This window comes from Natronococcus roseus (assembly GCF_043677095.1).
GTDB classification, from domain to species: domain Archaea; phylum Halobacteriota; class Halobacteria; order Halobacteriales; family Natrialbaceae; genus Natronococcus; species Natronococcus roseus.
In genome coordinates, this window is the sequence record NZ_JBHLJR010000001.1 from 313,227 (window position 1) to 333,756 (window position 20,530).

At 66.4% G+C, this 20,530-nt stretch carries 23 protein-coding genes, 1 tRNA gene and 1 pseudogene; 16 read left to right on the forward strand and 9 right to left on the reverse strand.

All coding sequences use genetic code 11. The features are described from left to right. Nucleotides 1–68 precede the first annotated feature (68 nt). The 3 genes from ACFEMD_RS01720 to ACFEMD_RS01730 all read left to right on the forward strand — a co-directional run bounded on the left by ACFEMD_RS01720 (nucleotide 69) and on the right by ACFEMD_RS01730 (nucleotide 2,516). On the forward strand, nucleotides 69–218 hold the full coding sequence (locus tag ACFEMD_RS01720; protein WP_394739150.1) for a DUF7557 family protein: 150 nt from the start codon (nucleotides 69–71) through the stop codon (nucleotides 216–218). Between the two features lie 151 nt (nucleotides 219–369). Then, complete coding sequence (locus tag ACFEMD_RS01725; RefSeq protein WP_394739151.1) at nucleotides 370–1,641, forward strand: digeranylgeranylglycerophospholipid reductase; 1,272 nt, start codon at nucleotides 370–372, stop codon at nucleotides 1,639–1,641. A 59-nt stretch (nucleotides 1,642–1,700) separates the two neighbouring features. Continuing rightward, the gene (locus tag ACFEMD_RS01730) at nucleotides 1,701–2,516 is read left to right on the forward strand and encodes a ZIP family metal transporter (protein WP_394739152.1); all 816 of its coding nucleotides are present in this window, start codon (nucleotides 1,701–1,703) and stop codon (nucleotides 2,514–2,516) included. 107 nt (nucleotides 2,517–2,623) lie between these two features. Here ACFEMD_RS01730 and ACFEMD_RS01735 read toward each other — a convergent pair whose 3' ends face one another. The 5 genes from ACFEMD_RS01735 to ACFEMD_RS01755 all read right to left on the reverse strand — a co-directional run bounded on the left by ACFEMD_RS01735 (nucleotide 2,624) and on the right by ACFEMD_RS01755 (nucleotide 6,420). Then, complete coding sequence (locus tag ACFEMD_RS01735; protein WP_394739153.1) at nucleotides 2,624–3,190, reverse strand: cysteine hydrolase family protein; 567 nt, start codon at nucleotides 3,188–3,190, stop codon at nucleotides 2,624–2,626. Continuing rightward, nucleotides 3,187–3,984 carry a YqcI/YcgG family protein gene (locus ACFEMD_RS01740; protein WP_394739154.1) on the reverse strand — a complete coding sequence of 266 codons (798 nt, stop codon included), beginning with the start codon at nucleotides 3,982–3,984 and terminating at the stop codon, nucleotides 3,187–3,189. The genes ACFEMD_RS01735 and ACFEMD_RS01740 overlap by 4 nt, the downstream gene beginning before the upstream one ends. A gap of 109 nt (nucleotides 3,985–4,093) precedes the next feature. Continuing rightward, the gene (locus ACFEMD_RS01745; protein WP_394739155.1) at nucleotides 4,094–4,594 is read right to left on the reverse strand and encodes an MOSC domain-containing protein; all 501 of its coding nucleotides are present in this window, start codon (nucleotides 4,592–4,594) and stop codon (nucleotides 4,094–4,096) included. Between the two features lie 134 nt (nucleotides 4,595–4,728). Beyond that, nucleotides 4,729–5,418: a YqjF family protein gene (locus ACFEMD_RS01750; RefSeq protein WP_394739156.1), complete on the reverse strand. Its 690-nt coding sequence runs from the start codon at nucleotides 5,416–5,418 to the stop codon at nucleotides 4,729–4,731. Nucleotides 5,419–5,679: 261 nt separating this feature from the next. Then, nucleotides 5,680–6,420: an SDR family NAD(P)-dependent oxidoreductase gene (locus ACFEMD_RS01755; protein WP_394739157.1), complete on the reverse strand. Its 741-nt coding sequence runs from the start codon at nucleotides 6,418–6,420 to the stop codon at nucleotides 5,680–5,682. Between the two features lie 110 nt (nucleotides 6,421–6,530). On the opposite strand from ACFEMD_RS01755, the gene ACFEMD_RS01760 reads away from it, so the two are divergent. From ACFEMD_RS01760 to ACFEMD_RS01770, 3 genes and pseudogenes are all read left to right on the forward strand, one after another. Then, on the forward strand, nucleotides 6,531–6,998 hold the full coding sequence (locus tag ACFEMD_RS01760) for a universal stress protein (protein ID WP_005552877.1): 468 nt from the start codon (nucleotides 6,531–6,533) through the stop codon (nucleotides 6,996–6,998). Further along, a pseudogene (locus ACFEMD_RS01765) lies at nucleotides 6,947–7,387 on the forward strand (zinc ribbon domain-containing protein); the annotation flags it as partial. The gene ACFEMD_RS01760 and the pseudogene ACFEMD_RS01765, both read left to right, overlap by 52 nt. Before the next feature lie 374 nt (nucleotides 7,388–7,761). Further along, a complete protein-coding gene (locus ACFEMD_RS01770) occupies nucleotides 7,762–8,226 on the forward strand; it encodes a universal stress protein (protein WP_394739158.1) in 465 nt (154 codons plus the stop codon). Nucleotides 8,227–8,239: 13 nt separating this feature from the next. Here the strand turns inward: ACFEMD_RS01770 and ACFEMD_RS01775 are convergent, their stop codons facing one another. Continuing rightward, nucleotides 8,240–8,692 (reverse strand): hypothetical protein, encoded by a 453-nt coding sequence (locus ACFEMD_RS01775; protein WP_394739159.1) that lies wholly within the window; start codon nucleotides 8,690–8,692, stop codon nucleotides 8,240–8,242. Nucleotides 8,693–8,807: 115 nt separating this feature from the next. Between ACFEMD_RS01775 and ACFEMD_RS01780 the strand changes: the two genes are divergently transcribed. The 10 genes from ACFEMD_RS01780 (at nucleotide 8,808) to ACFEMD_RS01825 (ending at nucleotide 16,619) form a co-directional block, all read left to right on the forward strand. Further along, a complete protein-coding gene (locus tag ACFEMD_RS01780) occupies nucleotides 8,808–9,785 on the forward strand; it encodes an ROK family protein (RefSeq protein ID WP_394739160.1) in 978 nt (325 codons plus the stop codon). Between the two features lie 356 nt (nucleotides 9,786–10,141). Beyond that, nucleotides 10,142–10,504, forward strand: coding sequence for a NifU family protein (locus ACFEMD_RS01785; RefSeq protein ID WP_049891344.1), 363 nt, complete (start codon nucleotides 10,142–10,144; stop codon nucleotides 10,502–10,504). A gap of 135 nt (nucleotides 10,505–10,639) precedes the next feature. Further along, nucleotides 10,640–11,206 carry an amino acid-binding protein gene (locus ACFEMD_RS01790; RefSeq protein ID WP_394739161.1) on the forward strand — a complete coding sequence of 189 codons (567 nt, stop codon included), beginning with the start codon at nucleotides 10,640–10,642 and terminating at the stop codon, nucleotides 11,204–11,206. Then, nucleotides 11,206–12,153, forward strand: a complete 948-nt coding sequence (locus ACFEMD_RS01795) for a homoserine dehydrogenase (protein WP_394739162.1) — start codon at nucleotides 11,206–11,208, stop codon at nucleotides 12,151–12,153. The genes ACFEMD_RS01790 and ACFEMD_RS01795 overlap by 1 nt, the downstream gene beginning before the upstream one ends. Nucleotides 12,154–12,374: 221 nt before the next feature. Then, nucleotides 12,375–13,637: a translation elongation factor EF-1 subunit alpha gene (gene tuf, locus ACFEMD_RS01800; RefSeq protein ID WP_394739163.1), complete on the forward strand. Its 1,263-nt coding sequence runs from the start codon at nucleotides 12,375–12,377 to the stop codon at nucleotides 13,635–13,637. Continuing rightward, nucleotides 13,638–13,946: a 30S ribosomal protein S10 gene (gene rpsJ, locus ACFEMD_RS01805; protein ID WP_005552865.1), complete on the forward strand. Its 309-nt coding sequence runs from the start codon at nucleotides 13,638–13,640 to the stop codon at nucleotides 13,944–13,946. A gap of 107 nt (nucleotides 13,947–14,053) precedes the next feature. Further along, on the forward strand, nucleotides 14,054–14,713 hold the full coding sequence (locus tag ACFEMD_RS01810; protein WP_394739164.1) for a rhomboid family intramembrane serine protease: 660 nt from the start codon (nucleotides 14,054–14,056) through the stop codon (nucleotides 14,711–14,713). Nucleotides 14,714–14,840: 127 nt separating this feature from the next. Then, nucleotides 14,841–14,912: transfer RNA gene (locus tag ACFEMD_RS01815), tRNA-Ala, on the forward strand. Between the two features lie 553 nt (nucleotides 14,913–15,465). Further along, nucleotides 15,466–15,930 carry a 2Fe-2S iron-sulfur cluster-binding protein gene (locus tag ACFEMD_RS01820; protein ID WP_394739165.1) on the forward strand — a complete coding sequence of 155 codons (465 nt, stop codon included), beginning with the start codon at nucleotides 15,466–15,468 and terminating at the stop codon, nucleotides 15,928–15,930. A gap of 50 nt (nucleotides 15,931–15,980) precedes the next feature. After that, nucleotides 15,981–16,619, forward strand: a complete 639-nt coding sequence (locus ACFEMD_RS01825; RefSeq protein WP_394739166.1) for a hypothetical protein — start codon at nucleotides 15,981–15,983, stop codon at nucleotides 16,617–16,619. Between the two features lie 126 nt (nucleotides 16,620–16,745). On the opposite strand, the gene ACFEMD_RS01830 is transcribed toward ACFEMD_RS01825, so the two are convergent. The 3 genes from ACFEMD_RS01830 to ACFEMD_RS01840 form a co-directional block, all read right to left on the reverse strand. Further along, entirely contained in the window at nucleotides 16,746–16,976 is a 231-nt protein-coding gene (locus ACFEMD_RS01830; RefSeq protein WP_394739167.1) for a hypothetical protein, read from the reverse strand. A 260-nt stretch (nucleotides 16,977–17,236) separates the two neighbouring features. Continuing rightward, the gene (locus ACFEMD_RS01835) at nucleotides 17,237–19,627 is read right to left on the reverse strand and encodes an MEDS domain-containing protein (protein WP_394739168.1); all 2,391 of its coding nucleotides are present in this window, start codon (nucleotides 19,625–19,627) and stop codon (nucleotides 17,237–17,239) included. A gap of 423 nt (nucleotides 19,628–20,050) precedes the next feature. Continuing rightward, nucleotides 20,051–20,458, reverse strand: coding sequence for a CBS domain-containing protein (locus ACFEMD_RS01840; RefSeq protein WP_394739169.1), 408 nt, complete (start codon nucleotides 20,456–20,458; stop codon nucleotides 20,051–20,053). Between the last annotated feature and the right edge of the window lie 72 nt (nucleotides 20,459–20,530).

Genomic DNA, 20,530 nt, shown 5'->3' on the forward strand with positions numbered 1-20,530 from the left:
CGGACGGCTGCACACGCGCCCCCGGGCTATTTGGTCGCGGCGACCGAGGATACGACCGACGGCCACACATGACTCACACGCTCGAGATCAGCGACGACCTCAAGGACCGACTCGACAGCCACTGCGACGAGGGTCAGTCCCCCGAGGACCTCGTCGAGGAGTTGGTCTCGATCTACGAGGCCGAGGGGACGTTCATGCAGGAAGGCTACAGCGAGTGACGGACTCTTCCTCAGCGTCGCTCGAGCCGGCTCGTCGGCGCCCTCGGCTCCCGAACCACGTCGAACTCGCCGCCCCGTCGTGGATCCGTTGGCTGGCCGGGGACGCAACTGCTTGGACAAACTCATTAGGGGGCGAGACAGTTTCAGCACTATGAACGAGCGTTACGATGTAGTCGTCGCCGGCGCCGGACCGGCCGGCGCCCAGTGTGCTCGCGACCTTGCGGTCCGAGGCTACGACGTCGTCGTCCTCGAAACGGAGGCGGAAGACGAGTTCCCGCGCCAGAGCAACAAGTCCACCGCGGGGACGTTCCCCTCCATGATGGCCTCCTTCGGAATCCCGGACGACGTCGTGATGCAGTACACCGACAAGGTCGTCCTCGAGTCCCCGACGGACCACTACGTTCAGAGCCAGCCCGGTGCCGTTCTCGAGTTTGCGGATTTCAAGCGGTTTCTCGTCGAGGACGGCCGGGAGGAGGGCGCGGAGTACCGCTTCGACGCACGCGCCACCGCGCCGATCGTCGAGAACGGCGAACCCGTCGGCGTCACCTACAACGGCGACGAGGAGGTGTACGCCGAGATCGTCGTCGACGCGACGGGGCCGGCCGCGCCGATCGCCAAGAAGCTCGGCGTTAGCGATCTGGAACGCGAGAACCACGCCATCGGTATCGAGTACGAACTCGAGGGGATCGAGATCGACCGCCCCGGCTTCGCCGACCTCCACGACGCGATGATGCTCCGGCTCGACCACAACCTCGCGCCCGGCGGCTACTCCTGGATCTTCCACACCGGCGAGGACACCGCGAAGGTCGGCATCTGCTACATTCAGAACGGCAGCCACAGCACGTACGCTCGCGACGACTTCACCGTCGACGACTACCTCTCGCACTGGCTCGACACCGACCCGCGGTTCCGGAACGCCGAGCGCATCGAGGGCAAGCAACACCGCGGCTCGGCTCACATCCAGCCGCCGGGGCAGATGCACACCGACCGCTTCCTGGCGATCGGCGACACGGTTCCGTCGATCGATCCGCTGTGGGGCGAGGGGATTCACACCTGTATGCAGTCCGGCCGGATGGCCGCGGCCGCCACCGACAGCTGTCTCAAACACGGCAACGTCGAACCCACGGCCGAGAACCTCGAGGTGTACGACTCGCTGTGGCACAAGAAGGTCGCACCGAACGTCAGGAAGCGACAGCTGATGACCCGGCTGCTCTACCTCGCGGACAACGACCGGTACGACGAGTTCATGGCCGACCTCGAGCGCCTCGACGAGGAGACGCTGGCGCGGGCGAACAACGGGAACCCGCTCGCCGTCCGGAAGCTGTTGAGCGCCAACGACATCCCGATGCTCGCGAGGTTCGCGCGCCAGCAGCTCGGCGTCGACCTTCCCGACCTCCCGCTCATCGACAAACTCCGACAGTAACTCACTGCCGGCTGTCCGCCTAATGCCCACCGCCCGCCGTCCCCACTCCCGCTCGCCCGATGTCACCGCTCTCCGATCTCTCGCTCGTGTTCGCCGTCGGGCTCGTCACCGGCCTCGCCACCGGGCTCGGCGTGCTCCCGTTTTTCGTCCTCGAGGAGATCCGCGACCGCTGGCTCGTCGCCCTCTGGGGCGTCGCCACCGGCATCCTGCTGTCGGCGACCGCGTTCGGCCTGCTCGCGGAGGGGCTCGCCGCTGGCGGCGTCGGTCCCGTCGCGCTCGGCGCGCTCGTCGGAATCGGATTCGTCGCCCTCGCCGACCGCGCTATCGACGGCTACGAGTTCGCGCCGAACGCCGTCTCCGACGTCGATACCCGGACGGTCGTTCTCACCGTGGCAGTACTGACGATTCACAGTATTCCTGAGGGGATCGCCGTCGGCGTCTCGTTCGCCGATCCGACCGACGGGGTCGTCGAGGTCGCGGGGCTCGCGCTCCCCTCGCTGGCCGTGTTCATGGCGATCGCGATCTCGATCCTGAACGTCCCGGAGGGGCTGGCGATCGCGATCCCGCTGATCGCCTACGGGATGGATCGCTGGAAGGTCGTCGGCTGGGCCGTCTTCTCCGGGCTGCCACAGCCGATCGGCGCCGTCGTCGCCTACGTTTTCGTCACGACCTTCGAGGGACTGCTGGCGCTGAGCTTCGGCGTCGCGGCCGGCGCCCTACTGTACCTCGTCGTCCTCGAGTTCCTCCCGGCTGGCATCGCCGCGGGCGCCGACCTCGAGAACCGCGGCCGACCCGAACTCCTCGCGGGCGCGGTCGTCGGGTTCGTCGCCACGCTCGCGATCATCGTGGCGGCCGAGGGGATCGGCACCGTCTGAGACAGGTTCCTGTCCGTTAGTTCCAACGCAACCGCCGCCCAGGTCGCGGTTGCGTCGATACATCGGTACAGAAATCCGTCTGACCCGACCGCTCGAGCGCACCGATCTCACACTCCGTCGTCCAGTAGCTCCGCCGTCGTCGCCACCGCTGCGAACTCCCCCTCGAGCTGGGCCAGCGCCGTTCGGTGGATCGTCTCGGCGTCGAACTTGTCACCGTCGAACTCGCGGTCGAACGTCGCCGTCGCGTCGGCGACCACCGTCGGCTCGAAGCCGAGGTTCTCGGCCATCCGGGTCGTCGTCGAGACGCAGTGGTCGGTCGTGAACCCGACGAGGACGACCCGCTCGAGCCCGCGATCGCGAAGCCAGGACTCGAGGCCCGTTCCGATAAAGGCGCTGTTGACCGACTTCTCGAACGTCGTCTCCTCCTCTGCGGGCGCCGTCTCGGCTTTGAACGCAAAGCCCGACCCGTCGCTCCGCAGCGGCGAGTCGGGCTCGCTCGAGTCGTGGCGGACGTGGACGACCGGGCGGTCGGCCTCGCGCCAGGCCTCGAGCAGCTCGCTCGCGCGCCGTTCGGCGTCGGGATTGTTCCGCGTTCCCCACGACGGGTCGTCGAACCCCTCCTGAAGGTCGATCAGTATCAGCGCCGGCTCCGTATCGTCCTCCCTCTCCGTCATGGCAACTGCGCACCGGGTTTCGGATGATCTCGGGTGACCGTCATCGGACACTCCTCGGGCGACTGGGCGTCGTCGGCCGTCAGCATGTACTGGGGCCACTCGCGGTCGCCCTCGACGCCCCAGTCACCCAGGTCCGCGTGGGGACAGACGCCGTCGTACCCCTCGAGGCGGTCCTGGATCACGTCACGAGCCTGCTGGCCGGCGTGGGTGTCGGCCGTCACGCCGAGATTCTCGAACAGCGCGCGGGGCTGGAACGTCACCTCGAGCCCTATCGGGCAGTAGCGGCTCTTGCGGTCGTCGTAGAACGGCGCCCGACAGGTCGGGAACATCGGCTCGCCGCCCAGACAGAACTCCCAGCGCTCGTCGTCGGGGTCCGTCGGGATCCCCTCGGGCCAGGGTTCGGGATCGTGGAGATGAAGCGTCTGCAAGATATGCCACAACGTCTCGTGGTACTCCCGCTCGGAGAGGGGCTCCGCGGGCGGTTTGAAGAAGGTCACCAGCGAGGCCCGCGGCGAGTGCTCGCGGTAGATCTCGAGGTACTCGAGGATCCGATCGCGCAGGGTCAACAGGGCGTCGGCGTCGGACGCCGACGGCACCGCCGTGTACAGCGGCTCGCCCTGCTGGACCGACTCCGCGCCGAAAAAGCAGGGGAACGGCGTCCCGTTTCGTTCGCCGAGCAACCCGTCCTGGAACGACCGCCAGTGCGCTTCGACCCACGCCGGAGCGTCGCCGGCTCGCACCCGTTCGTCGAGCGTCTCCTGGTCCATCAGCGACTGGACGCCGGGCTCGTTCATTGCGCGGATACTGGGACCGCGCGGCAATGTACGTTTATGTTGCGCCGCCGGTTTGAACGGGCGAACGTGTGCGAGCCCGCGGGATCTCCGCTCGAACGCTCGCCGACGCTCAGTGCCTCTCGAGTCGATCCCCGACTGTCAGGACGCCACCCTCGAGGATCCGCGCGCGGAGGCCGCCGCGGTGGATCAGCGCCTCGCGGACCCCGCCTTCCGTGAGGTGGCGCTCGAGGTACGAGCAGGGCTCGCAGAGTTCGACGCCCTCGCAGACGACGTCGCCGACCCTGAACCGTTCGCCGTCGAGGTGGTTCAGCGCGACCCCCTCCGTCGTCAGGTTGCGCCGGTGGACGCCGGGCTCGAGCGCGATGTCGTAGTCTCGCTCGACGGCCTCGAGCGCCTCCGTCTCGATGAGCGTGAGGTCGCTGCCGTCGCGGTCGGCGAACGTGCCTCCCACCCGATCGTCGGACTGGTCGTCCGTCTCGGGGTCGGCGAGACAGTAGCGGTCGCCCTCGAGCCCTCGCCCGGCGAGCGCTCGAGCCGTCTCGATCGATCTCGTCGGCGCCCCCTGCTCGGGAGCGACGTGGATTCCACGGATCCGTCCGGTAGTAGTCACGAGCGTCTACAGGGACGCCGCCGAAGTATATCGATCGCTCCCCGCCCGAGTTTATATGGTCCGCTGTCCCGAGTTACGGGATCGACCGCAGGGCGGGTTTCGGTCGCTCCGGCACTGACTTCCAGTACCCCGTCTCAGCGGGGCCGATTTCTCGAGGAGACGACGTCGACCCCGGGGCTGTAGTAACAGACCGGGGATGTCGCCGGGGCGTCGAAGCCGTTGGCCTCGAAGAGCGTGTTCGTCTCGAGGGCGACCGTTGCCGGCCGGAGCGACCAGCGCTCGTGGCTGAGATCGGCGGAGCGGAGTTCGCCCCGACGTCCCGTCGTGTAGTACCGGTAGCGCTCGGTGAGAAACGCCGCGAGCGAGTCGGGGTTCGGCGCGAACGGCTCGCCGACGGGTTCGTATCGACACGCGAACCGGACCGGGGTCGCACCCGGGTGGCGGCGCTCGCTCGCGAACGAGACGTGTCTCGATCCCAGCCGCATCTCGATGCGCGCGTTGTAGTACGGCAGGCGGTGGGTGAGCCGGGCGGCGAGGACGCCGAGGAGGCCGTCGGCGTCGAGGCTGAAGAAATAGACCCCCGACTCCCCGTCCCGGCGAACGTAGGTCCGGAGGTTGAGTTCGGGAAGCCCGAAGCCCAGCCTCGCGGGCGCGCCGCGGGGACGGACGGCGACGTTGCGGTACGGAACGATCGAGAGCCACGCGCGCCCGTCGTAGGTGTCGGGCTCGAGACCGTCCGGGAGACGGGCGTCGACGAGCGCGGGTGCGATCGGCCAGCTCGCGAACAGGAGGTGGCGCCACCCCATCGCGACCGGGAGTGTCATACCGACTCCCGCGACGAGCACACCGAAAAAGCTCGCCCCGGAAACGAGTGCCTACACGTCCTCGGGCAGCCAGCCGCCGTCGACTTCGATATTCTACACCCACCTTTTTACGTCGTCGGAGCGCTCACTCGGCGAGCGACCGCTCCTCGCAAAAATCTGTCCGGCGAGAGCGTAGGCTCTCGCTGACCGTTGCTTCGCTTCGCTCAGCAAGAGCCCAAAAAATCCGCGGCGCGACGCGCCGCGGTTCGGCCGCTCGTGTCGCTACACGTCCTCGGGCAGCCAGCCGCCGTCGACCTCGATATTTTCGCCGCTGACGTACCCGGTGTCGGGATCGAGGAAGAATAGCAGCGGGTTGACCAGGTCGTCGAAGCTCGCGGGGCGGTCCTGCGGGAGCTCCTCGGGGAACTCGTCGGAGTTCTCGACGACGTACGGCGAGACGGCGTTGACAGTGATCCCGTCGTCCTGGGTGTCGGCGGCGAGCATCCGCGTGAACATCAACACGCCCGCCTTCGCGACGAAATAGGGGAAGTTCTTCGGGTTCACCAGCCCCTTCTCGGAGGAGGCGTAGCCGACGTTGACGATCCGGGCGTACTCCTCTTCGCGCATCGCCGGCAGCGCGCGCTTCGAACAGAGGTAGGTGCCGTTGAGGTTGGTCTCGAGCACCCGGTTCCAGGCGTCGAACTCGAGGCCCTCCCAGTGGGCGGGCGCGAAGTCCCCGACGTTGTTCACGAGGACGTTGACACTGCCGAGCTCGGCCTCGACGGCCGCGAAGAGCCCGTCGACGCTCTCGGGGTCGGTGACGTCGCCCTGTACCGTCATCGCCTCGGGCGCGCCCCGGTCGCGGGCCTCCTCGGCGACCTCGCGGGCGGCGTCAGCACTGGTGTGGTAGTGGACGGCCGTCTTCGCGCCGCAGTCGGCGGTCGCGAGCAGGAGTTCGCGGCCGACGCCTCGCGCGCTGCCCGTGACGAGGACGGTTCGGTCCGAAAGGTCGGGATCGTTCATACTCCGTTCGTCGGCAACAGCGGAGAAAAGCGACCCGGAACCGGTGATCAGCGCGCAGAACCAGCCCCGGAACTCCCGAACTTAAGTCAACACCGGGACATAGGGACGGTATGACGTTACAAACGATTCTCCTCGCCGTCGGTCCGGGCGACGCCGACCGAACCGACGAGCTCGCGGAGACCGTGATCGAAGTCGCACAGCCCGCGAACGCGACGGTCGTTCTGGCCCACATCTTCACCCAGGACGAGTACAACGAGGTGCTCGAGAACCTCGAGATGGACGACGGGAGCGGCCAGGTCCGTCCCGACGAGGTCGCCTCTCGGCACTCGACGATCAGAGACCTGCGCCGGAAGTTCGACGAGGCGGACGTCGATTACGACATCCGCGGCGACATCGGCGACCACGGCTCGACGATCGTCGAGCTGGCGACCGGAGTCGCCGCCGACCGGGTCGTCGTCGGCGGTCGCCGTCGCTCGCCGACCGGGAAGGCCGTCTTCGGCTCGACGGCTCAGGAGGTCCTGCTCTCCTCGCCGTGTCCGGTGACGTTCGTCCGCGGCGACGAGGAGAACGGCGACTGAGTCGCTCGGCCGAAACGTCGATCGGCCACCGCTTGGAGTTCGCCTCATCGCTCTCGCAGTCCGTAGTCACGTTCGCAGAACAGTTCGAGAACCCCGTCATTCGGATGGAAGACCTCGAAGGCATCCGCGAGAACAGCTCATGGTCGGGCGTTCACTCGTGGCACTTCGACCAACTCCAACAGTTCATCACATACAAGGCCGAACGTGCTGGTATCCGCGTCGAAAAGGTCGATGCGTACCATACCAGCCAGCGATGTTCGGCGTGTGGTTCGATGGGAACCCGTGATGGCGACCACTTTTCGTGTTCGGAGTGCGACCGTGGACGCCACGCCGACCTGAACGCTTCGGAGAACATTGCACAACGGGAGGGTGAACCATGCACGGCGTAACAGTTCGGCTGACGCGAACCGTGCTACCTCGCTGGTTGAATAGCCAGCCGTCGTCATCGGGCTATGCCCGATTGCTCGTGGAACGTTGTTCCACGCTGTCGACGCCCGCTGTATGCGGGGAGGAAGGCCCTATTGACAGGGCTGCACGCGCTGCAAAGCACGTCCTTGGTCACAACTGGACGGCGACCGTTGACAGGTCACGCGAAAGCGTACTTGAGCCTCGAGGAAACGCGCAACCTGAATATCAACTTCGTGGATTCCCGCGTCTTTAGGCGCGGGAGGATGTCAAGCTGGGGTGGTTCCTGGAGCGCTTGGCTGCGCCGCCCGTTGCGGGATCGGGAATAGTTAAGCAGATAGCACCGTCACGTACCCGCATGGCTATCGATACCGTCCTGCTCGCGGTCGGGCCGATGGACACCGTCCGGGCCGAGGAGCTCGCCGAGACCGTCCTCGAGATCGCGGCCCCGCTCGAGGCGACCGTCGTGATCGGCCACGCGTTCACCGAGGCGGAGTACGAGGAGTTCCGCGAGAACCTCGGCTTCGAGGAGCGCGTCGAGGACGTCGACCCCACCGCGGTCGCAGCCCGTCGGCCGCCGGTTTCCGACCTCGAGGAGCGTCTCTCGGCGGCGGGCGTCGAGACCGAGATCCGCGGGACGCTCGGCGACGTCGGCACCGAGGTCGTCGAGCTGGCGCGGGCGGTCGACGCCGACCGGCTGGTCGTCGGGGGTCGGCGCCGCTCGCCGGCCGAGAAGGCGGTGCTCGGCTCGGTCTCCCAGGAGATCATCCTCGACGCTCCCTGTCCCGTCACCTACTACCGGGATCTCGACGTGATGGAGTGAGCGGGGCGGACGGCTACTCGTCCTCGCTCGTGGTCCGTTCTGTCGGCTCGTCTCGATCTGCCCGCTCCTTCCACCGTTGCTCCTGCCGTCGCTCGGGAACGTGGCGCCGACCGTCGACTAGCTCTCGCCGGACGCGGGCCTCGAGCGCGGCCGTCTCGGCCAGCAGCGTCCCCTGAAAGTCCTCGAGCACGTCGTACGACCAGCGGTCGCCGTCGACGACGCCGTGTGGGAGTAGCTGGGTTCGAATGGCGTCGGCGAGGTCGTCGTGACCGCTTTCTCTGAGCAGCTGTTCGGCGTCGTCGAGGTGGTCCATCCCGTGGCCCGTCGCGTGGTGGAACTCGAGCAGACAGCCCTGAGCGCGCTGGAGCCACTCGAAGCCGAGTTCGACCTCGTGGAGCGCCTCGAGCTCCGCGTCGGTGAGCGCCGCACCCGGCACCGGGTCGGAGTCGTACTCGTCGGTTGCCATACGTTCCCTATGTTCTCATGTGTCATACCTGTGGCGTCCGAGCGTGGTTCGGTCGCTACTCGGTGCCGAGTGAAGATACCGGTAGTTAAGTACGACGACCGTGCTCTGCTGTAGTATGGTCTACTACGCGGGCGTCGACCTCGGCGCGACGAACGTCCGGGCGGCCGTCGCGACCGACGACGCGACGACGATCGGCATCAGTCGCAACGGGACGCCGCGGGGTCCCACCGGGATCGACGTTACCGAGGGGGTTCTTCGAACGCTTCGCGAGGCGTGTGGCGACGCCGGGGTCGCACCCGAGGAGATCGCCGCCGCGGGCATCGGCTCGATCGGCCCGTTCGACCTCGCGGAGGGAGCGGTGATCGATCCGGCGAACCTGCCCGACTCGATCGACCGCATCCCGCTGACGGGTCCGATCGAGAAGCTCATCGACAGCGACGAGGTCCACCTCCACAACGACACCGCCGCGGGCGTCATCGGCGAGCGGTTCCACGCCGCCCGCAACCCCGACGACATGGTCTATATTACCCTCTCATCGGGCGTCGGCGCCGGCGTCTGCTGTGACGGCGAGATACTGGCCGGCTGGGACGGCAACGTCGGCGAGGTCGGTCACTGCGTCATCGATCCGCGCGGCCGGCTGACCTGCGGCTGCGGCCACGACGGCCACTGGGAGGCGTACTGCTCGGGCAACGGCATCCCCGACTTCGCGCGGCTGCTGGCCGACGACGATCCGACCGTCTCGACGGAGCTCCCCCTCGAGAGCCCCGACTTTACCGCGAAGGACGTCTTCGAGCTGGCCGGCGAGGACGAGCTGGCCGACTACACTATCGAGCAGCTCGCCCACTGGAACGCGATCGGGGTCACCAACGTCGTCCAGTCGTTCGCGCCGATCGTCGTCTCCTTCGGCGGGGCCGTCGCCCTGCACAACGAGGCGCTGGTCGTCGACCCGATCCGCGAACGCGTCTCGGGGATGCTGTTGAACAACGTCCCCGAGATCCGGGTCACCGACCACGGCGACGACGTCGTTCTCGAGGGAGCGATCGCCAGCGCCCTGACCGAGGGGACGGGCGACAGACAGCGAATGCGAAGCTGACACCGACCGTTGTCCGTCGACTCCGGTCCGGCGCGCTATGTGGTCCGTCGGCCGCGCGTGCCGGGGATCGCGTCGGCAGTTTTCTCGCGCGCTCGAGCCGTCAGCCGTGTCGTTCCACTCTCGGCCGAATTCTCACCGAACCGCAGCGTTTGTACTCGAGGGACGTCGAGAACCGCCCTCCGGCCGCGAGTCGCCTCGGCGCACGTTCATCGCGGACCGCGGGCGACGCGGCCACGCGGGGTAGCGTTCGACCCGCTGAGCGCGTCCGAACTGGAACCGGTCCGTCGGCGCTGTATCGAACGATCGTGAGGGTTTCCGACCAAACCTATTCATCGCTCGAGTCCGTAGATCGGGCGATGACTGACTCCGAGGACGACCCGCTCAAAGACCGAGTCGAGGCGTGGCTCACGCGCGAGATGCCGATCATCCAGATGCACGGAGGGACCAGCGCGGTCCGGAAGGCCGACCCCGACGACGGCGAGGTCATCATCGAACTCGGCGGCGGCTGCAAGGGGTGTTCGGTCGGCGACATCACGACGAGCAACATCGAGGCCGAACTGATCACGTGGTCCGAGATCGACGAGGTCACGGTTCGCATCCCGGACGCCCGCGAGAGCCTCGGCGGCCCGGACCAGGCCGAGTCGATCATGGGGGTCGACCGCACCGAGGGTGGACGGGGCGACTGGGGCTCCTCGAACCCCGGCGAGGACCACCTCTAAGTCCGATCTCGAGCGGCCGTGGCGGCTGTTGACACGGCCGGAGAGTTTTGGGAAGTCCTATATCCTTTTACACGCCCATTACGGAGTCACAGAGTATGACAACGCCTGGACGCCCGCAGTTCGGAGGTGACGACGATGGCTGACGCGCCCGAGCCCGAGTCCGACGAGGAGGAACCCGAGACCGACGGCGGCGTACGCGCCTACACCGTCCGCCTCGAACTGGTCGACGAGCCCGGCGAGTTGCTCCGCGCGCTCGAGCCGATCTCGGCCAACGGCGGCAATCTCCTGAGCATCCACCACGAGCGCGGCAACATCACGCCGCGGGGCCACATCCCCGTCGAGGTCGACCTCGAGAGCCCGCCCGAGCGCTTCGACGGGATCGTCGACGCGCTGCGAGACGCCGGCATCAACGTGATCCAGGCCGGCGCGGAACACTACGGCGAGGAGCTCTCGGTCGTCCTTGTCGGCGACCTCGTCGAGACCGACCTCTCGGAGACGCTCTCGCGGGTCGAGAGCGAGGCCGACGCGGTCGTCAAGGACCTCTCGCTGGCGGCCCCCGAGGGGACGAACGCGACCGCGAGCGCGCGACTCCGGCTCGCGATCGACTCCGGCCGCGCCGAGCAGGTCTTCGAGACGATCCGCGCGATCGGCACCGACAAGGAACTGACCGTCGTCGAGCCGCTGCTCGGAGGTGAGGCCTGATGCGACTCGCTATCGTCGGGGCCGGCGACGTCGGTCGATCGGTCGCCGACCTCGCAGGTGAGTACGGCCACGAGGTCGTCGCGATCGCCGACTCGAGCGGCGCGTCGGTCGACGCCGACGGGATCGACGTCGAGGGTGCCCTCGAGCGCAAGGCCGGGGGCGAGCCCGTCGGCACCGCCGACCCCGCGACGCTCTTCGAGACCGACTACGACGTCCTCGTCGAGGCGACGCCGACGACGCTGGGCGACGCCGAGCCCGGCTTCACCCACGTCGAGCGCGCGCTCGAGACCGACCACCACGTCGTGTTAGCGAACAAGGGACCCGTCGCCGAGCGCTACGAGGAGCTGCGCGCGCTCGAGGCCGACAGCGCGGGTTCGATCCGTTTCGAGGCGACCGTCGGCGGCGCCATCCCGGTGCTGTCGACGATCGAGGACTGTACGCCCCAAGCGGTGACGGCGGCCCGAGGCGTGCTCAACGGCACCGCGAACTTCATCCTCACGCGCATGGCCGCGGAGGGACTCGACTACGAGCACGTGCTCGCGGAGGCCCAGGACCTCGGCGTGGCGGAAGCCGATCCCACCTTCGACGTCGACGGCACCGACGCCGCGCTGAAGTTCGTCATCCTCGCGAACGTGCTGGCCGACGGCGGGTTCTCGCTCGAGGACGCGACCGTCGAGGGGATCCAGTCGATTCCCGGGAGCGCGCTCGAGCTCGCGGCCGAGGACGGCCGGACGATCCGGCTCATCGGCGAGGCCTCCCGCGATGGGGTCCGCGTCGGGCCGCGGCTCGTCCCCGAAAACGGCGCGCTCGCGGTGACGGGGACGCGAAACATCGTCCAGCTCGAGACCAAACACGCGGGCAGCCTCCACAACAGCGGCCGGGGCGCGGGCGGTCCGGAGACCGCGACGGCGGTGCTGTCGGACGTCGGTCGACTGCCGGAGCTGTAGTCGCCGTCTGCGAGCCGCTGCACTCCGGTATCGTCGGTCGACGGTCGTTCGGCGCGTTCGACTTCCCTCACCTCGACGCCGTCGTCCGGTAATCGAAATCGTGCGTACGAGACACAAACCGCAAGCCGGCGTCGGGTTCGGTCGAATACGCTTTCGAAATGGTTTTAACCGCAACGAGCAAAAGATACCGACATAAGCGCCTTTGCGCGTGAGCTACAACAATGAGCGACAAACGACACCAGAACCTGGCCATCATCGGTCACGTTGACCACGGGAAGAGTACGCTCGTGGGACGCCTCCTCTACGAGACGGGAAGCGTACCAGAGCACGTCATTGAACAGCACCGCGAAGAAGCGGAAGAGAAGGGCAAAGGCGGCTTCGAGTTCGCCTACGTCATGGACAACCTCGCGGAGGAGCGAGAGCGCGGTGTCACTATCGACATCGCCCACCAGGAGTTCTCGACCGAAGAGTACGAGTTCACTATCGTTGACTGTCCTGGTCACCGCGACTTCGTCAAGAACATGATCACTGGCGCGAGCCAGGCCGACAACGCCGTCCTCGTCGTCGCCGCCGACGACGGCGTCGCACCCCAGACCCAGGAGCACGTCTTCCTGGCCCGCACCCTGGGTATCGACGAGCTGATCATCGGCGTCAACAAGATGGACGTCGTCGACTACAAGGAGGACACCTTCGACGAGGTCGTCGAGGAAGTCAACCAGCTGCTCAAGCAGGTTCAGTTCCAGACCGACGGCGCCTCGTTCATCCCGATCTCGGCGTTCGAGGGCGACAACATCGCCGAGACCTCCGAGAACACGTCGTGGTACGACGGCCGTACCCTGCTCGAGGCCCTGAACGACCTGCCGGAGCCGGAGCCGCCGACGGACGCGCCGCTCCGACTCCCGATCCAGGACGTTTACACGATCTCCGGCATCGGTACCGTCCCAGTCGGACGTATCGAGACCGGTATCATGAACGTCGGCGACGACGTCTCCTTCCAGCCCAGCGACGTGGGCGGCGAAGTGAAGACGATCGAGATGCACCACGAGGAGGTCCCCAAGGCCGAGCCCGGTGACAACGTCGGATTCAACGTCCGCGGCATCGGCAAGGACGACATCCGCCGCGGTGACGTCTGTGGCCCCGCCGAGGACCCGCCAAGCGTCGCCGAGACGTTCCAGGCGCAGGTCGTCGTCATGCAGCACCCCTCGGTCATCACGGCCGGCTACACGCCGGTCTTCCACGCCCACACGGCCCAGGTCGCCTGTACGATCGAGTCCATCGACAAGAAGATGGACCCCGCAAGCGGCGAGGTCGCCGAGGAGAACCCCGACTTCATCCAGTCGGGTGACGCTGCTGTGGTCACCATCCGACCGCAGAAGCCCCTCAGCATCGAGCCGTCCAGCGAGATCCCCGAACTCGGGAGCTTCGCCATCCGTGACATGGGTCAGACCATCGCGGCCGGCAAGGTCCTCGAGGTCAACGAATAAATGCAGCAGGCACGCGTTCGACTCGCGGGCACCAGTCCGGAGGACCTGGACGACATCTGCGACGATGTCCGCGAGATCGCGAGTAACACCGGCGTCAACCTGAGCGGTCCGATCCCGCTGCCGACGAAGACCCTCGAGGTGCCGACCCGGAAGTCGCCTGACGGCGAGGGCACCGCCACGTGGGAGCACTGGGAGATGCGCGTCCACAAGCGCCTGATCGATCTGGACGCCGACGAACGCGCACTCCGCCAGCTCATGCGCATCCAGGTGCCGAACGACGTTTCGATCGAGATCGTCCTCGAGGACTGATCTCGACCGCGGATTTTCCGTTTTTCGCGCCCCGGTAGCCGCGGTACTGTCACAGCAGGCGAGTGTAGGCCGCGTGAACTTTTACTACCGTAACCCATACCGGGAGTATGGTGACCCGCTCGCGCCGCAGCTCCGATACCGACTTCCGCTCCGGGAGTCCCATCCTCGAGGTGCTGGTGATCTTCGTGGTCGTGCTCGTCGCCCAGACGATTGCCGCAGCTATCAGCGCCGGATTGATGGCCGGGCTGTTCGTCCTCGGGCCGCCCCTGACCGCGAACCCCTGGACGATCATCACCAGCGTCTACGCCCACAGCGGGCTCGGTCACCTGCTCTCGAACAGCGTCGGGCTCGTGCTGTTCGGGTGGCCGATCGCCCGCGCGACGACGCGGCTGCGCTTTCACACGTTCTTCCTCGTGACGGGCGCGCTCGCCGGAATCACGCAGGTGGTGGCGAGCAGCTTCTTCGCCTCGATCGGCGTCGGCGACCCGACCGCCGTCCTCGGCGCCAGCGGCGCGGTGTTCGCGCTGGCGGGCTACCTGATCGCCGGCAACCGCCTCTCGGATGCGTTCGCGTCGGTCGTCGAGATCCCCCGGTGGGCCGCCGTGGCCGTCTTCGTCGTCCTCGCGGGCGTGATCACGATCGCGACGGGCGCCCCCGGCGTCGCCCTGATCGCCCACTTCACCGGGTTCCTGCTCGGCCTGCTCGCCGGTCGGGCCGGGGTTCTGGACGTGGGCTCGAGGAGGGCTCGAGCCGGCTCGACGGCGTGATCGTCTTGGAGGTGACTCGAGGGTGGGAGTGTGGGAGGCCTGGCTCGAGGCCCGTCGCGTGTCCTCGCGGCCCACGTCGTTTCCGAAACGCAAGCTACAAGTAGAAACCGCGGGTAGAAACGGTCGCGGGCTCGTAGATCAGTGGTAGATCGCTTCCTTCGCAAGGAAGAGGCCCTGGGTTCAAATCCCAGCGAGTCCACTATTTTGCACCGCGAGCAAACTCGCGAGCGGTGCACATAGTTGTCGACGCTGGGATTTGAACTAGACCAGTCGCAGCCCGGGAAGCGAGCGCAGCGAGCGACCCGGAACGCCTGGGCGTAGTTCAATATCCCAGCGAGTCCATTTCCTTCCGCTCACTTCGTTCGCTCCAGTCAATGAACTCGCTGTACCTCGCAAACTGGTTCGAAAGACGCTACGCGTCTTTCGTCATCACGAAAGGCGGTGCTGTGCACCGCCTTTCGAACGACTTCGGGTTTGCTCAGTCCCAGCGAGTCCATTTCTTTCCGCCACTCAGCCGCTCCCTCGGAGACACCCTCGACTCGAGGATTGCCACCCGTCAAAAACTTCGAATCAGCGTCTTCCCGCCAATTACGATGCTCGAGCTGCAATCTTCGGATATAGAACCTTCTCTTGCAGTTAGGACACGTTCTCGTGCAGCTCCCGAGCCGTGCCCTCTTCAAAACGAGGGTTGTTCCCTGCCCGGTAGAATTCGAGGGGGATATTTTGGCGCTCCTGCTGGTGCGTCTCCCTGTATGACCAACTCACCACCCAGCTCCGCGCGAGCGGACGCCTCGTCCTGCCCGGCGAAAACGCGGTTCGACCTCGAGCGCCGACGCATCCTGCTCGCGGCGGGAACTGCAGGGAGTATCGCGGTCAGTGGCTGTCTGGACGACGATTCGGACGACGAATCGGAGGACGCTGCGGCACACGACGTCGTCTTCCTCGAGGACGGAACGGAGACCGAGGTGACGATCGAGGAGACCGAGGAACTGCTGTATCCGGCCCTCGAGGCGGACGTGGACATCCCGTACTCGTGTGAAGTCGGCAGCTGCGGCGAGTGTACCGCGAGGTACGACGGGGACGCTACCGACGTCGTCAGTCACGATGACAACGAGTACCTCGACGAGGACCAGATCGCCGACGGGTGGCTGTTGACCTGTGTCGCGTATCCACGAGACGGTGCCGAACTCGAGGTTACGCATCCGGACGATGCCTAACACCGTGCCCAGTTCTCACCGACAGATGAACCCCGACCGATACTCGAACGATGACAGTTGATCCGTTCAATCGAAGCAAACACCACGCTGCCGTCGTCGGCATCAGTGTCGCGATGGCGGTCCTCCTGTGGGCAGCAGGCTACGCCTTACCGCGGATAATCGCCGCCGTCCCGTGGTTCCTCCTGTTTTTGGTCATGATCATCGGGCCGTTGATGAAGCTCTGGCCGTCGATCAACCAGCAGTTCTCCGGCAACTTCCCGTTGAACTGGCGGTCCGAACTGGGGATCTGGTTCGTGATCTGGTCGCTGGTGCACGTCGTTGCCGTGTTCGATTCCATGGACTGGGCCGTGATCGACTTTGTCGTCGGTATGAGCGCCTGGGCGTTTGCCGCTATCGTCGGGGTGATCATCGCCGTGATTTTGGCACTCACCTCGAACAACGCAGCCTACCAGTTCATGGGGCCGAAAGCCTGGAAGTGGCACCAGAGCCACGGCACGTACGTTATGTTCTGGCTGCTGACGATTCACATCTACGATCAGGTCTTCGCTCCGGACGGAACGCTGCCGGCGGATCCGCTCCATCTCCTGTACACGGCTACCATCGTCGTCGTCGTGGCTCTACACGTCGGCGCCTTCGTCAAGGTCGTCTCCCACTACCGAACGCACGGTGACTATCCCGGGAGTATCTGATATCGCCTTTCGGCGACGGAGCGAGGACGACCATTGGGCGAGTCCGGGACGACACGGCTCGAGAATATACTCACGAACGTGTGGCCTCCATCGGGACCAAAACGAGCGTGTCAGACGGGCCCTCCTTCAGCCAGTTCCTGCAAGCTCATCCGAGCGAATATTCAACACCCGCGTTGGCGGGTAGTACCGCACGCCACACCCGTCGGAGGGCTCGCTCCCCCGGAGCCACCCCGACTCGAGAATCGTCACGCGTTCGAAGGTTCGGACCAGCGTCTCCCCCCGCCGATCGCCCCACTCGAGTTCGAATTCGACCTCGATACCCCCCGATTTATCGGTTCGGTGATCACCGTCGGCCATCGTCGTCCCCCTGCACCGCCGACACGTATCAATCCCAGGGCACGGGCAAAACGGGCGGCGATCGCTCGAGAATGGCGTAGTCTGGTGTGGCCGCTACACGGAAACGACCCGCACTCGAGAGGAACGAGGAGCGGATCCCCGCGCTGGTAGGTGGAGGTTTGCACTACGTGTCTCTGACTGCGGGACCGTGTTGTCCTCTCTTGTGGAAGACGATAAGAGACAGCGGACTATCAAATATTGCCCGAACCTCGGACGCCCCGTTACTTCTCGGGCACGGCGGGTAGGGTAAAGGAGAACGCCGCCCCCTCCCCGGGTTCGGAGTCGACCCAGAGCTCGCCGTCGTGGCGCTCGACGATTCGCTGACAGAGCGCGAGCCCGAGTCCCGATCCGGCGTACTCCCCGCGGCTGTGGAGCCGGTCGAAAATCGCGAAGATCCGAGCCTGATCCGCGGGCGCGATACCGATCCCGTCGTCGGCGACGGTGACGACGCGCTCGGAGCCGCGCTTTCTGGCGCTGACGCGTATCCGCGGGGAGCCCTCGCTGTAGGTGAGCGCGTTCGACAGGAGGTTCTGGAGCACCTGCCGGATCTGACTCCGGTCGGCCATCACGCGGGGGAGCTCTTCGACGATCACCTCGGCGTCGGCTTCCTCGATCTGGAGGCCCAGATCCGCGCGGACGTCCTCGACGACCGCCTCGAGATCGGTCGGCTCGAAGGGATCGCCCTGGCGTTCGACCCGGGAGTACGCCAGCAGGCCGTCGATCATCTCCCGCATTCGGTCGGCGCCGTCGACCGCGAACTCGAGGTACTCCTCGCCGTCCTCGTCGAGGGCGCCCTCGTAGCGCCGTTCGAGCAGCTGGAGGTAGCTGGTGACCATCCGCAGCGGCTCCTGGAGGTCGTGACTGGCCGCGTGGGCGAACTGCTCTAAGTGTTCGTTCGAGGTTTCGAGCTCCTGCGTTCGGTGTTTGCGCTCGAGTTCGTAGTGCACCCACTGGGCCATCAGGTGGTGGAAGGTGCGCTCGGCGTCGCTGAACCCGTGCTCGCGGGCGTCGCCGGCCGCGAAGAAGAACGTTCGGTCGGGACCGTGCTCGAGCTCGATGCGGGTGCCGAGGTAGGTCTCGATCCCCAGTTGCTCGTAGGTCGTTCGCTCGAGCCCCGCGGGATCGGTGATCGCGGTCGTCGACTCCGCGCCGTCGGTGAGCCGGCAGTACGTCTCCGACAGCGGCAGTTCCTGTCCCGACGCGAGCGGATCCGTACCGCCGCTCGTGGCCTCGACCTCGACGGTGTCGGTGGTCGAATCGATCCGCGTCAGCGCCCCGAACTCGAGGTCGAGCCGATCGAGGCCGAGCTCGAACAGCGCATCGAGCTTCTCCTCGAACGTGCGGTTCGGATCGGCCGCAATCTCGTACAGTCGTCGCTGGTGGCGATCCCGGTGCTCGTGCTCGAGTTCGTACTTCACCCACCGGCCCATCATCCGGACGAAGGTTCGTTTCGACTCCGAGAACGACCCGCGCCGATCCGAGCCGACGAAAAAGAAGGTTCGGTCGTCCCCGCCCTCGATCTCGACGTAGGTTCCCAGGTACGCGCGAATTCCGAACTCGGTGTAGACGGCGACGTCGTCGAACCCCTCCGCCTCGGGGTCGGTGACGCTGGTGGCGTCCCCGATATCAGCCGCGGCGGTACAGTACGTTTCCGACAGCGGGAGTTCGACGCTGGGTTCGAGGTACTCGTGATCGTCGCTGACGTACTCGACCTCGAATCGGTCGCGCTCGCAGTCGACCCGCGCCATCGCGCCGAGCTCGAGGTCGAATCGATCGAGACCGAGCTCGAACAGCTCCTGGAGCTTCTCCTCGAAGGAACGGTCGGGAGCGCCGGCGATCTCGTTTTGCCGCCGCAGATGCTCGTGGTGGTCCTGCAGATCGATGCGGGCCTCGGTGCGTTCGCGCAGCGTTCCGAGCTTTCGTTCGACCTCGCGCTCGGGCTCGTCGGAACCGAAGAGTTCCGACGGCGGGGTGTAGTAGACGTTCCGACAGACCGTACGGTCGCAGATCAGGTACGGATGTGTCTCGATGATATCCCGGAGCAACGCCGCGTCGAACTTCTCACGGTTGTACTGACAGAGCGCGGTCCCGTCGGAGTCGGGCAGAACGCGGTTGAGCTTCCGCTCGTACTCGACGATCTCGTCGAGAGCGGAGTCGTCGCCGACCGCCCACGTCATCTCGCCCGTGATCCGGACGCCGGCGTACTCGCGGGCGGCGTCATCGATCGTCTCCTCGAGGAACGCGATCATCCCGTCGGCGTCGAACGCGCCGTTCCGAAGGTACGACTCCGCCGCGGTCCGTACCTCGAGCGCCCCGGAGTCGAGGGCGTCGGCGACGGCGACACGGGCGTCCCGCAGGGCGTCAATGACGTCTTCGGTGTCGTTCTCCTCGACGATGTAGACGCACCGCTCCCCGCGCTCGAGACCGTTCGCGACGAACGGGATCGTCGCCGCGAACTGCTCGGCTCGGCTCTCGTAGAGTAGCGCGAGGTGGCCGTGTGACTCCTGCTCGCCGGCCTCGACGGGGCCGCGAAGCTCCGCGTTCGAGCGTAACCCCTCGAGGCCGGGCACGGTTCCGAGCGCGTCGTTCGGATCGTTCGTGTGCTGAGCCATGGGACGTATTCCGACGACCGGTTCCGATCGACGGTCCGAGACCACGAGTTGCGATCGGTGCCCCGTTCTTTCCGACCGTGGGGCCAGTTATCGGCAGTATACGAACACAATCGGATAAGCCCGGTGATACTCGTTCAGGACCGCCGTGAGCCGCTCGAGGGGCCGCCGTTCGAGGCCGACGGTGAGAGGCCCGACCGGGTCGGTCGTCTCGGTTCGCCGCCCGCTTACGACCGACCCGAACCCGCCGCATCAGGCGGAAAATCCACCGAAAGCAGGATTCAGTTTAGCATCGCTCTCCACGGTTCGTAACGTGAACGCCTCGAGCGGCCGCGCCGTTCGAGATAAGAGAACCATCGGGAGTGGCGGCGCTACCTGGATCCGTCCGCTGTCGGCGCCCTCCGACCGAGAACGAAAGGGGGGCGACTACGCCTCGGGGCTCGGCGACTGCACTCGCGAGAGGTAGGCGGTCAGATCCGTCGTCGTTACGATGCCGATGACGCCCTCCTCGTCGTCGACGACGGGGAGGTGGTGGAAGCCGCGTTCGACCATGAGATCCGCGGCGTCTCGGATCCCCGCCTGGGCGTCGGTCGTGACGACGTCCGTGGTCATGTACCGGGAGACCGAGGTCTCGGCCTTCGGCTGGCTCTCGGCGACGATGCCGACGAAGTCGGTCGTCGTCAGGATCCCCTCGAGTCGGTTCCGTTCGTCGACGACGATGACCGATCCTACGCCGTTGTCACGCATCACCTGGCCCGCGTCCTCGACGAGGGTCTCCGGCGTTACCGTCTGCAGCTCGGTCGACATCACTCGCGCGACGAAAATATCGTCCATACGGGGCGATTGGTACTGTAACTCATAAGGGTTGGCCAACCGGACAACGCGTGTCGATCGGACGGCGCAGAT